This is a genomic window from Bradyrhizobium sp. 613_E4_N2_2, assembly GCF_052075995.1.
GTDB lineage: Bacteria > Pseudomonadota > Alphaproteobacteria > Rhizobiales > Xanthobacteraceae > Bradyrhizobium > Bradyrhizobium barranii.
The window spans coordinates 4,213,176-4,225,148 of record NZ_CP197234.1 but is presented as its reverse complement, the minus strand read 5'-3'; the positions used below and the strand labels follow the sequence as shown (position 1 = coordinate 4,225,148).

Annotated in this window: 11 protein-coding genes and 1 pseudogene; 6 read left to right on the top strand and 6 right to left on the bottom strand. The window is 63.9% G+C overall.

The window, feature by feature from the left end:
- Positions 1-249 precede the first annotated feature (249 nt).
- Entirely contained in the window at positions 250-1,158 is a 909-nt protein-coding gene (locus tag AB7290_RS20220) for a DUF2189 domain-containing protein (RefSeq protein WP_063983141.1), read from the top strand.
- Between the two features lie 136 nt (positions 1,159-1,294).
- Complete coding sequence (locus AB7290_RS20215) at positions 1,295-2,119, top strand: lytic murein transglycosylase (protein ID WP_085404671.1); 825 nt, start codon at positions 1,295-1,297, stop codon at positions 2,117-2,119.
- A gap of 60 nt (positions 2,120-2,179) precedes the next feature.
- On the opposite strand, the gene AB7290_RS20210 is transcribed toward AB7290_RS20215, so the two are convergent.
- The gene (locus tag AB7290_RS20210; protein WP_028152352.1) at positions 2,180-2,506 is read right to left on the bottom strand and encodes a hypothetical protein; all 327 of its coding nucleotides are present in this window, start codon (positions 2,504-2,506) and stop codon (positions 2,180-2,182) included.
- 640 nt (positions 2,507-3,146) lie between these two features.
- On the opposite strand from AB7290_RS20210, the gene AB7290_RS20205 reads away from it, so the two are divergent.
- The 4 genes from AB7290_RS20205 to AB7290_RS20190 all read left to right on the top strand — a co-directional run bounded on the left by AB7290_RS20205 (position 3,147) and on the right by AB7290_RS20190 (position 6,611).
- Complete coding sequence (locus tag AB7290_RS20205) at positions 3,147-3,299, top strand: DUF1127 domain-containing protein (RefSeq protein ID WP_007590701.1); 153 nt, start codon at positions 3,147-3,149, stop codon at positions 3,297-3,299.
- Positions 3,300-3,425: 126 nt separating this feature from the next.
- Positions 3,426-4,853 (top strand): methylenetetrahydrofolate--tRNA-(uracil(54)-C(5))-methyltransferase (FADH(2)-oxidizing) TrmFO, encoded by a 1,428-nt coding sequence (gene trmFO, locus AB7290_RS20200; protein ID WP_085404670.1) that lies wholly within the window; start codon positions 3,426-3,428, stop codon positions 4,851-4,853.
- Between the two features lie 8 nt (positions 4,854-4,861).
- Positions 4,862-5,956 carry an AMP-binding enzyme gene (locus tag AB7290_RS20195; RefSeq protein ID WP_085404669.1) on the top strand — a complete coding sequence of 365 codons (1,095 nt, stop codon included), beginning with the start codon at positions 4,862-4,864 and terminating at the stop codon, positions 5,954-5,956.
- 91 nt (positions 5,957-6,047) lie between these two features.
- Entirely contained in the window at positions 6,048-6,611 is a 564-nt protein-coding gene (locus AB7290_RS20190; RefSeq protein WP_085404753.1) for a CAP domain-containing protein, read from the top strand.
- 12 nt (positions 6,612-6,623) lie between these two features.
- Here the strand turns inward: AB7290_RS20190 and AB7290_RS20185 are convergent.
- The 5 genes and pseudogenes from AB7290_RS20185 to AB7290_RS20165 form a co-directional block, all read right to left on the bottom strand.
- Positions 6,624-7,097: pseudogene (locus AB7290_RS20185) on the bottom strand (VOC family protein).
- A gap of 122 nt (positions 7,098-7,219) precedes the next feature.
- Positions 7,220-8,551: an MFS transporter gene (locus AB7290_RS20180; RefSeq protein WP_085404668.1), complete on the bottom strand. Its 1,332-nt coding sequence runs from the start codon at positions 8,549-8,551 to the stop codon at positions 7,220-7,222.
- A gap of 39 nt (positions 8,552-8,590) precedes the next feature.
- Complete coding sequence (locus tag AB7290_RS20175) at positions 8,591-9,532, bottom strand: hydroxymethylglutaryl-CoA lyase (protein ID WP_085404667.1); 942 nt, start codon at positions 9,530-9,532, stop codon at positions 8,591-8,593.
- Positions 9,529-10,722 carry a CaiB/BaiF CoA transferase family protein gene (locus AB7290_RS20170; protein WP_085404666.1) on the bottom strand — a complete coding sequence of 398 codons (1,194 nt, stop codon included), beginning with the start codon at positions 10,720-10,722 and terminating at the stop codon, positions 9,529-9,531. Before AB7290_RS20170 ends, AB7290_RS20175 begins: the two co-directional genes overlap by 4 nt.
- Before the next feature lie 113 nt (positions 10,723-10,835).
- On the bottom strand, positions 10,836-11,792 hold the full coding sequence (locus AB7290_RS20165) for a LysR family transcriptional regulator (protein ID WP_245344253.1): 957 nt from the start codon (positions 11,790-11,792) through the stop codon (positions 10,836-10,838).
- Positions 11,793-11,973: the final 181 nt, after the last annotated feature.

Sequence of the window (11,973 nt, the reverse complement as noted above, 5' to 3'; positions counted from 1 at the left end):
GCGAACCGACAACCAGCATCAGCTTATCTGCGGCGAAATGACGACCGAATGACATCGTTGAGGTTGCGGTGCGGCATCGAATCTCAACCAAGCGTGTGGGACAGGACTCGGAAATGGGCGTACGCTCCACTTTCAGTTCGCGATGACGTCCGGAATTCGCGTCTGGCCGGAATCGCGAAACTCAGAAAAGCGGCCGCTTGCGCCGTTGCCGGCGCCGAATTCGGCTGCATGGCAAGGGAGCTAGCGACCATGGCCACACTCTACCCGGGCAATGTCCCCACTGTGGCCCAGCCCGCGGATGCGGCTGGACCGGTGATCCGAACCATCCAACTGTCCGATCTGCACGACGCGCTCAGGCGCGGCTGGGAAGATTTCAAGGCGGTGCCGAGCCACGCCATCATCCTCTGCGTGATCTATCCGGTGCTGGGCCTCGTGCTCGCCCGCGCGGTGATGGGCTATTCGGTGCTGCCGCTGTTGTTCCCACTGGCCGCAGGCTTCGCGCTGATCGGCCCGTTCGCCGCGCTCGGTCTCTATGAGCTCTCCAGCCGGCGCGAACGTTATGAGGAGGCCAGCGCCTGGAATGCCATGGAGGTGCTGCGCTCGCCTTCGTTCGGCGCCATGCTCGGTCTCGGCACGCTGCTGCTCGCTCTGTTCGTGACCTGGGTTGCGACCGCTCAGGCGATCTATGTCGCGGCGTTCGGCTATGAGGGCGCGACCGGGATCTCTGATTTCATGACGCGCGTGCTGACGACCCAGCAAGGCTGGTGGCTGATCCTGGTCGGCTGCGGCACCGGCTTCCTGTTTGCGCTTGCCGCGCTCTGCATCAGCGCCGTGTCGTTCCCCTTGATGCTCGACCGCCATGCCGGCGCGTTCGAGGCGATGGTGACGTCGCTACGCGTCGTCGCCAAGAATCCGGTGCCGATGGCGGCTTGGGGCCTGATCGTGGCGGTGCTGCTGGCGCTCGGTACGATTCCGGCGTTCCTTGGCCTTGCCGTGGTGATCCCCCTGCTCGGCCACGCCACCTGGCACCTCTACCGCAAGGTGATCGTCTCGGAGCCCGGTGCACGTCCGGTGCCGCCCCCACCGCATCGCCCGCGCAAGCCGGCCGCCGACTTCCCCGCCAACCTCTTCCCCTGGCGCAATCGGACGGACGCCTGACGATATCGTGACATGCTATCCTGCCCGGGCTCGGCTCGGGCAGGATTACGTGCTTGTCATACGCCTTGCTTTGGCCGCGGTTACAATCGAAATTGCGCCCGCCGGTCAGATCACTTCACGGAATCCATTTCATCTGATGACCCCGACGATTTCTCGTCTCGCTCTCGCAGCCCTCGCCCTCTCCGCGTCAATCCTAACCGCCCAGCCAGCCCTCGCCGCTGTTGCCTGCGGCTCGGGCAATTTCGACGCCTGGCTCGCGGACTTCAAAGCCGACGCCGCGGCCAAGGGCGTCTCGCAGCAGGCCGTTGCCGCCGGGCTTGCCGGCGTGACGCTCGATCAGAGCGTGCTCAACCGGGACCGCTCGCAAAAAGTCTTCACCCAGACCTTCGAGGAGTTCTCCGGCCGCATGGTGCCGCCGCGCATGCAGCGCGGCTCCAACATGATGAAGCAATACGGCTCGGTGCTGTCCCGCATCGAACAGACCTATGGCGTGCCCGGCGAGGTGCTGGTCGCGATCTGGGGTCTCGAGACCGATTTCGGCGTCAACACCGGCAAGTTCGCCACCATTCGCTCGCTGGCAACGCTGGCCTATGATTGCCGTCGCTCCGAACAGTTTCGTGCCGAGCTGCTGGATGCGCTGCGTATCGTCCAGCGCGGCGACCTCGCCCCCGCCGACATGAAGGGCGCATGGGCCGGCGAGCTCGGTCAGACCCAGTTCATGCCGTCGTCCTGGATGAAATACGCCGTCGATTTCGACGGCAATGGCAAGCGCGACCTCTTGCACAACGCGCCCGACGTGCTCGCCTCCACCGCGAATTATCTCGCGGGCTACGGCTGGCAGCGCGGCAAGGATTGGCAGCCGGGCAGTCCGAATTTTGCGGTATTGCAGCAGTGGAACAAGAGCGAAGTCTACTCCAAGACCGTCGCCTATTTCGCGACCCAGCTCGCACGCGCCCCTTAAATAGCGCCCGACAGGACGCGTAGGGCCGATCGCCCGGCGATCGGCCCTCTCTTGGTGCGTTTACTTACCCATGGTGGCGTTCATCGCCTTGTTCAGGTGCGCGCCGCACACACCCATTTTGCCGTTGAGCAGCGCGTCCTGCGCAGCTGCGATCTCCTTCTGCGCCACGAACTTGCTGTCGCCGTCGGCCATGTTCTCGATCGCGGTCTCCGTCTTCTCCAGGTTGGCCGAGCTGCAGCCGCCCATGGCGTGCTTGGCGGCCTGGGCCGGCGCGACAGCGAACGCGACGGCGGCAATTGCGATAACCCCGAGTAACTTCGTCATGATGTTACTTTCCTTCTCTTGTTCTTGGGACAGAACCAGCGACATTGCCAGAATCTGCGACATGACTTTCCTCCGGGCGCGGCAACTTGCCGCAATAAATTTCTCGCGAGAATTGCGTGATGTTGCGCGCGGCGCAGAGGCGCCATGCGAAATTTCTGATTTTCATTACACCCTTGTAATGAACGCCACACGTTCGGCGTGTGTGCACCGCACCAAGGAGGCGGCTGCGGTCTGAAACGAGTCAGGATGAGTTTCGGCAGGCTCCTTGCCCGCTTGTCTGGTGGTCCGCCAGCCCAGAGCGAGTCGGATCGTGTGGACCCGGTCGCATGGTATCTTTCATAAAAATGAATTTATATTCATCTCTATAGTTCCACTATCATGCGATTTGCGCATGCGAGACTTGGGCGCAGGCGCTGACTGACCGCCTTGAGAACAGTTGGAACCCTACCTATTTCCATTTCACCGGTAACGAGAGTGGTTTCAGTAAACCCGTGAATTCACGGTGATTTATGGCAAAGCACTTCCTATTTCGCCTACCCTTTGGGCGAGAGTGCTCCCGGGTTAATCGTCCGTTACTACCGCTATGCACCTCGCGCTTAGCTGCATCGCAACATCGGAACTTTCGCACTGCACCACTCTCACCTATATTCATTTCAACGATGAGGCCCGGGCAAGGGCTGAATCGAACTACAGGAGACTACCAATGCTGCTCTCGCTCATCCGCATGATCCAGGCTTTCCGGGACTATCAGCGCAATGTTGCCGAGCTGTCCCAGCTCAGCGATCGCGAACTGGCCGACATCGGCCTCGATCGCTCGGACATCCCGCGCGTTGCCGCCGGTCAGTATCAGGGCTGATTTCGTTCAGCCCTTCACCGGACGAACCGATAGCGCCCGCCTCGTGCGGGCGTTGTCGTTTCTGATGGCAGAAAACTCCATCTCGGCGATTCCACTGACCGCCGAAAAGCGCTACCTGTCCGCCCCATGACAGGACCCCAATCCAACATTGTGCACGTGATCGGCGCTGGCCTTGCCGGTTCCGAAGCCGCCTGGCAGGTCGCCAAATCCGGCGTGCCCGTGGTGCTGCACGAGATGCGGCCGGACCGCATGACCGAGGCGCACCGCACCGATGGGCTCGCCGAGCTCGTCTGCTCCAATTCGTTCCGCTCGGACGACGCTGCCAACAACGCCGTCGGCCTGCTGCACGCCGAAATGCGCCGGCTCGGCTCGCTGATCATGCGCGCGGCCGACGCCAACCAGGTGCCCGCCGGCGGTGCGCTCGCGGTCGACCGCGACGGCTTCTCGGCGGCCGTCACCAAGGCGCTCAACGACCACCCCCTGATCGAGATTGCCCGTGGCGAGGTTTCAGGCCTGCCGCCGTCCGACTGGAGCAACGTCATCGTTGCGACCGGGCCCCTCACCTCCGCGCCACTCGCCGACGCCATTCGCGAGCTCACCGACGAGAACGCGCTCGCTTTCTTCGACGCGATCGCGCCGATCGTGCATCGCGAGTCCATCGACATGTCGGTGGCCTGGTTCCAGTCGCGCTATGACAAGGTCGGCCCCGGCGGCACCGGCGCCGACTACATCAACTGCCCCATGACCAAGGAGCAGTATGACGGCTTCGTCGCCGCGCTGATCGCAGGCGAGAAGACCGAGTTCAAGGAATGGGAGACCAACACGCCCTATTTCGACGGCTGCCTGCCGATCGAGGTGATGGCGGAGCGCGGCCCCGAGACGTTGCGCCACGGCCCGATGAAGCCGGTCGGCCTCACCAATCCGCACGATCCCACCACGAAGGCCTACGCGATCGTGCAGCTGCGCCAGGACAACAAGCTCGGCACGCTCTACAACATCGTCGGATTCCAGACGAAGCTGAAATACGGCGAGCAGCAACGCATCTTCCGCAGCATTCCGGGGCTGGAGAAGGCCGAATTCGCCCGCCTCGGCGGCCTGCATCGCAACACCTTCCTCAACTCGCCAAAGCTGCTCGACGGCCAGCTGCGCCTGCGCGCGCAGCCGCGGCTGCGCTTTGCCGGTCAGATGACCGGCTGCGAGGGCTACGTGGAATCCGCCAGCGTCGGCCTGATCGCCGGTCTCTATGCGGCGGCGGATGCGCGCGGCGAAACACTGGCGAGCCCGCCTGCTACGACGGCACTGGGATCGCTGCTCGGTCACATCACCGGCGGCCATATCGAGACCATCGAACCCGGTACGCGCTCGTTCCAGCCGATGAACATCAATTTCGGCCTGTTCCCGCCGCTTGCGAATGCTCCGACGAAGAAGCCCGACGGCACCCGCCTGCGCGGCAACGAGAAAACGGTGGCCAAGAAGCAGGCGATGAGCGCGCTGGCGCTCGCCGATCTCGATCGCTGGATCGCCGATCACCTGCGCATCGCCGCAGCCGCGTGAGTTTTTTGATGAGTCTTCCCAAAGACGACGCCGCGACACTGTCGGCGCGCTGGACCGAGGGCGTGCTGCTCAAGCGCGACGTGTTCTCGACCGTCGAGCGTGGCCGCTTCCGCGGCGATAGCGGCGAGGTCGACGCCGTGCTGCGCCGGCTCGACGAGGTGCCGTGGTGGTCATTCCTCTTGGCCCGTCATCTGTTCGCGCGCGAGAAACACGCACTCGTTCTTGCAAAAGGCCTGAACGTCGGCCCCGAGCTGCTGTGGGCCGGACGCCGCGCCCTGGTACGCGGCTTTGTCGACGGCGTTGCCCTGCATCTGGCCAAGCCGCATGGCGACCTCGCCTATTTCCGCTCGGCCAAGGCGGCGCTACGCCGGCTGCGCCGCGCCGGCATCTGCCACAACGATCTCGCCAAGGAGCAGAACTGGCTGGTCGGCCGCGACGGCCGCGCCTACGTGACCGACTTCCAGCTCGCGGCCTGCTTCAACCGACGTGGCCGGCTCTACCGCATCCTCGCCTACGAGGACCTGCGGCATCTGCTCAAGCACAAGCGTTCCTACGCACCCGAGGCGCTGACGCCCCGCGAGCGCAAGATCCTGGCGAAGAAATCATTCGCCGCCAGCCTGTGGCTCGCGACCGGCAAGAAGGTCTATCGCGCGATCACGCGCGGCCTGTTCAACTTCACCGACCGCGAGGGCGGCGGCCGCCGGCTGGTCAACGACGCGCCGGTGCTGGCCGAGCTGATCCGCAAGAACCCGGCCGTGCGCGACACCGCCATCGTCGCCTTCGCCGACCGCCGCTCCGGCGTCGGGCTCTATGCCTTCGTCGAGGCCGATCAGGCCACGCTTGAAGGCGAGCTTCGGAGCGAGCTTTCGGCCGCCAAGGGCCCCAAGCCGCCGGAACACATCCAGGTCGTACACGCGCTGCCCCGTGATACCAGCGGCAAGCCGCGAACCGAGATCCTGCAACTGGTCGCCATGAACCAGCTCGACCTGATCGAGCCGATGATGAAGAACGACCAGGACCGCGCCTTCCTCAAGGACATCCTGGAACAGCGGAAGAACCTGCGGGACCGTTTCAACTTCGAGGCAGACCTGCCGGCGAGCTGACGGGCTGCTCACGCCTTGAAGCGTCCACATTGGCGATAGAGAACCGATCGGATCATTCGGGCGGCGGGTCATGGGCATTCGGGGGATGATGATGCATCGTGTGGTTGGCGGCGTGATCGCTGGCCTTCTGCTGCTTGCAGCTGCACCCGCGATGGCCGAATCCCCGGCCGAGCTGATCTCCGGCTTTCGCCTCAAGAACGGCGAGGTCCGCGTCGTCCGCGATTCAACCCTCGACCGCATTGCCATGGACCAGGCCCGCGCGATGGCGGCGAAGGACGACCTCAGCCACGACGCGCTCGGCCCGTTCAACCGGCGCGTCGCACCGGCCGGCGCGGGCCGCGCCGCCGAGAACATCGCCTATGGCTACGACAATTTCGAGAAAACGCTGGGACAGTGGATCGACTCGTCCGGGCATCGCAAGAACCTGCTGCTGCACAACGCCTCGCGCGTCGGCATCGCCAGCGCCAAGAATGCCAGCGGCAAGCGAACCTATTGGGCCATGGTGATCGCGGGCGACTACGAGCCGAAGGGCAAGGGCAAAGGTAAAGGCAAGAAGGACGAGGAGCCGCTGGTTGCCGTGAAGCGCGAGGCCGCGCCCGCCAGCAAGCCCAAATCCAGCGGCTGCCACGTCAAGCTGCTCGGCCTCTGTATCTGAGGCGAGATAATTTCAGCCGCGGCGCGCGGCCTCGATCGCGGCGACATCGATCTTCGTCATCCCCATCATTGCATCGAAGGCGCGCTTTGCCTCGTCACCGCCGGCCGCCAGTGCCTCGGTCAACACCCGCGGCGTGATCTGCCAGGAGAGGCCCCATCTGTCCTTGCACCAGCCGCAGGCGCTCTCCTGCCCGCCATTGCCGATGATGGCGTTCCAGTAGCGGTCGGTCTCCTCCTAATCGTCGGTCGCGATCTGGAACGAGAAAGCCTCGTTGTGCTTGAAAATCGGACCGCCGTTGAGGCCGAGACAGGCAACGCCGGCAACCGTAAACTCGACGGTCAGCACATCGCCCGCCCTGCCGGAGGGGTAATCGCTGGGCGCGTGATGGACGGCGCTTACGGCGCTGTCGGGGAACGTCTCGGCATAGAAGCGGGCGGCCGCCTCGGCGTCGTTGTCGTACCAGAGGCAAATCGTGTTCTTCGCCATTGCGCGTCCCCTTCGGTTCCGGGCCATCACACCGCCATCCATTGAGAATGGACGGCGGTGTGATGTCTTTCGCCTAGATGCCCTCTTGAATGCGCCTCACCAAGGCGCGCCAATGCCGCGGCCTATGCGACCCGGGGTTCCGCCACGTCCCTGGCTTTCAGGTCTCGCGGAAGCACCGTCAGCAGCAACGCACAGAGCACGCACAAGCCGCCAATGACATAGAGCGCCGGCGTCGTGCTGCCGGTCCAATCCTTGACCGAGCCGACCATGACCGGGCTGACGATGCCGCCGACCTGCCCCAGCGTGTTGATGAGCGCAATTCCGCTGGCTGCGCCCGCGCCAGTGAGGATCTTCGGAGGCAGCGTCCAGAATGTTGGAATGGCCGCGACGACACCGGCGCCGAGAATGGCAAGCGCGCCAACCAGCGTGACGACATTCCTGTCGAACGCACCGGACGCGAAGAAGCCCACGGCCGCGGTCAGAATCAAGGCTGCGACAAATTTCGGGCGCTCCCCCGATGCATCCGACAATCGCCCCACGACAATCATGCAGATGGCGCCGCAGATATAGGGAACGGCGGTCAGGAAGCCGATCGCAGCCGCGCTTCCGCCTCCGGCCGCCTTGATCAGGTCGGGCGCCCAGAAATTGAGGCCGTAGGAGGCGATCTGGATCAGGAAGTAGATGAATCCGAGCAGCAGCACGCCGGGCATGAGCAGCGAGCGCCATGCCGAATGCTCGCCGATCTCGCTCTTCTGGCGGTCCAGCTGAACCGAGATCAACCGGCGCTCGTCGTCGCTCAGCCAATCGGCCTGCTCGATCCCGTCGTCGAAGCGCAGCAGCACGACGAAGCCAAGCGCAACGCAGGGAATGCCGCCAGCCAGAAACAGCCATTGCCAACCGGCCAGACCGTGCAGCCCGTTCAGATAGTTGAGGATGAGACCCGAGATCGGTGCGCCGATGATCCCCGAGAATGCAGTGGCGAGAAAGAACACGGACGTCATGCGGCCGCGATGCGATTTTGGAAACCAGAGTGTCAGGTAATAGAGAATGCCGGGCGCAAATCCCGCCTCCATGGCGCCGATCACGAAGCGCAACGCATAGAACTGCCACTCGCTATGAACGAAGACCATCGCCGCCGTCGCCAGCCCCCAGGAAATCATGATGCGGGCGATCCAGCGCCGCGCGCCGAAGCGATAGAGCAGCATGTTGCTCGGCACTTCCAGCAGGACGTAACCAACGACGAACAGGCTGGCGCCAAATCCGTAGGCGGTGTTGCTGAGGCCGAGATCGGCCTGGAGCGCAGCCTTGGCGAAGCTGATGTTGACGCGGTCGAAGAACGCAAAGAAGTAGCAGACAATGATCAGCGGCATCAGCCGCCACGCAATCTTCTTGATGACCTGATGCTCTGTGAGTCCAGTATCGAGGTCGGCAGTCGCCGCCGTGGCAATCGTCATGGTTTCCTCCAATGTGTTTTGAATTTTGATAGCGGTCGATCAGCCCGAGCGTCGCAGCCGCTCGGGTATGGGATGCAGATCGAGGGGACGGCCGGCCTTGGCGACCTGCCCCGGCACCTCGTGTCCGATCAGTCCAGGCAACCGGAACGAGAGATCGATCAAGCGCTGCAGGTCGAGACCGGTCCGCAGGCCCGTCTCGTGGCAGAGATTGACGAGGTCTTCGGTACAGACATTGCCGGTGGCACCCGGCGCAAATGGACATCCGCCGAGGCCGCCCAGCGCGGCGTCAAAGCGGCGCGCGCCGGTGTCATAGGCCGCGAGGACGTTAACCAGCCCGAGACCGCGCGTATTGTGGAAGTGAAGCGTGAGCATGTCCGCAGGGACCAGCATCAAGACCTCGGCCACCAGCTGCGAGACCTGATTGGGATTGGCCATGCCCGTGGTATCGGCGAGCGTGACGCCATCGACTCCGAGATCGAGATAGCGCTTGACGATATCGAGCACCTTCTCGAATGGCTGCAGGCCTTCGAACGGACAGCCGAACGCGGTCGCAACCGTCGCGTTGACTAATGCGCCGCCTGCATGGGCCGGCTTCACGATCTCGCTGAGCGACGCCAGCGACACCGCATGCGTCATGTTCATGTTGGCGCGGTTGTGCGTCTCGCTCGCCGACATCACGAAATTGAGCTCGTCGGCGCGTGCAGCCAGCGCCAGCTCGGCGCCCTTCCGGTTCGGGATCAGCGCCGCGTAGATCGTACCGGGCCGCCGCTCGATGCCGGCGAAGACGTCCGCGGCGTCGCGCAGCGACGGCACGGCCGCCGCTGACACGAACGACGAGACCTCAATGCGGCTGAAGCCGATCGCAGAGAGCGAATTGATCAGCCGGATTTTTTCGCTGGTTTCGAACCATTTCGCTTCGATCTGAAGGCCGTCGCGCGGAGCGACCTCCTGGATCAGGATGTCGGGTGGCGGCGCCGTCATTGCACCGCTCCGCTGCGGCGCAGCTGCGCGATATCGCCTGCCTGCAAGCCGAGGCCCGCGAGCACCTCGTCGGTATGCTGTCCCAGCGTCGGGCCAGGCCATTTGACTGCGCCCGGGGTGTCGGAGAGTTTTGGCGCGATGCCCGGCATCTTTACGGTGACGTCGCCCGGCAGCTCGGTCGGCAGGATCATGTCGCGGGCGGCGTAATGGGGATCGTCGACAATATCGGCAACGGAATAGATCCGACCCGCGGGAACGTCGGCCGCATCGAGGCGTGCGAGGATCTCGTCCATCGTTCGTTCCGAGGTCCATGCAGCGATGGCAGCATCGAGCAAGGCGTTGCTGCGGACACGTCCGTCATTGCTGGCAAGGGCCGGATCGTCGGCAAGGTCCGGCCGCCCGATGACCAGCATCAAGCGCTTGAAGATCGCGTCGCTGTTGCCGGCGATCACGACATGGCGCCCGTCGGAGCTGGGATATGTATTGGATGGACTGATGCCCGGCAGGGCGCCGCCGGTGCGGGTCCTGACATGACCCATGAGGTCATATTCGGGGACGAGACTCTCCATCAGGTTGAACACGCTCTCATAGAGCGAGACGTCGACCACCTGCCCTCGCCCCTGCCCTGTCTTGACTCGGAGCAGCGACATCAGCGCGCCGATCACGCCATGAAGCGACGCAAGGCTGTCGCCGATGCTGATGCCGACCCGGGCCGGCGGGCTGTCGGGATCGCCGGTAGTGAAGCGCAGCCCGCCCATGGCCTCTCCGATCGCGCCGAACCCGGAGCGGTCGCGGTAAGGGCCGGTCTGCCCGTAGCCGGAGATGCGGACCAGTGTCAGATCTGGATTGAGCTTTGAGAGCACGTCCCAACCGAGGCCGAGCTTCTCGAGGCTCCCTGGCTTGAAATTCTCGATCACGACATCGGCTTGCGCGGCCAGGCGCAGCGCGACGTCGCGCCCGTCAGGCGATTTCAGATCGATCGCGATCGACTTCTTGTTGCGGGATTGCAGGTACCACCAGAGCGAGGTGCCCTGATGCAGCTTGCGCCATCTGCGCAACGGATCCCCGCTGCCCGGCTGCTCGATCTTGATGACTTCGGCGCCGAACTCGGCAAAGAGCCGCGCGGCAAACGGTGCCGCGATCAAAGTTCCGAGTTCGACGACTCGTATTCCGGATAATGGTCCGTCCACGTCTGGCGCTCCTCGATCGTCTTTGATCGTGGTGTCGCCGAGCGCAGGGCCCTAAGTCCAATATCCTTTGATGAACACGCGTTCGCGGATGACGAACGACACGAAGGCCGCCATCAGTGAGGTTTGGTTCCGGGCAATCGCAGATGATCGAGCATCAACTGGCTCGTCGCCGACAATCCCGCGGGATCCCTGGCCACCAGCACCAGTTCGCGATCGGCCCAGTCGTCGCTTAACTCGACGGCCGTCAGGTTCATGCCGTGACTGAGGACCTCGAACGCACGGTCGGGGATGAGGCCGATGCCCATGCCGGCCTGCACCATCCGGCACACCGCATCAAAACCGGGGACGTGGACCCGCAACCGGATCGACTTGCCGATCTGCTGCGCGGTGTATTGCGAGCGCAGATAGATCGAGCTGGTCGCAAACAGGCCGACATGGTCGTAGTCGAGTGTGTCGGCGAACGAAACGTCTCTTGCCGATGCAAGCGGATGATCGGACCGCACCACGATGACGAGGCGGTCCCGCCGATAGGAGAACCGCTCCAGCCCGCGCGTCGACACGTCTGCCGAGCAGATGCCGATTTCGGCCACGCCCTCCTCGACGCCGCGAACGACATCGGCGCTGGGGCGCTCCTGCAGATCGAGCCGCACCAGCTCGTGTGAGCGAAAGAAGCCGGGCAGATCGTCGGGAAGGAATTCGACGATCGACGACAGATTGGCCAGCATCCGCACATGCCCGCGCACGCCGCGCGCATGCTCGGCCATGTCGACCGCGATCTTCTCGACGTTGAGCAGCGTCACGCGCGCATGATGCAGCAGCGATTCACCGGCCGGCGTCAGCACCATGCCGTTCGGATGCCGCTCGAACAGTGCGACCTCGAGCACCTCCTCGAGGTCATGCATGCGCTTGCTGACAGCAGAGGGCGCGATCGCCTCGCGCTGCGAGGCGCGCGTCAAATTGCCTTCCTCACAGATGGCGATGAACAGCCGCAGGGTCGTGAGGTCGATCCGTCGGGTGATGTTGGTCCTGGGCGTCCCGGTCATTGAGCGGGATTGCGCTTTCTCTTGCATGGTCTGTTTCCCGATCCGGGAAGATATAACGTCCGAAGTCACCGGGTTTCTCAAAATCCCGGGAGAAAGGCCGCCGATTTGGAATCCGATACCAAGACGAGGCAATAATCCGCCATTTTGTTCCAAGCAGCACATAAGCTTGCTCGCGCTCGTCAACGCGCCTAATTCATGGGATCGGGAC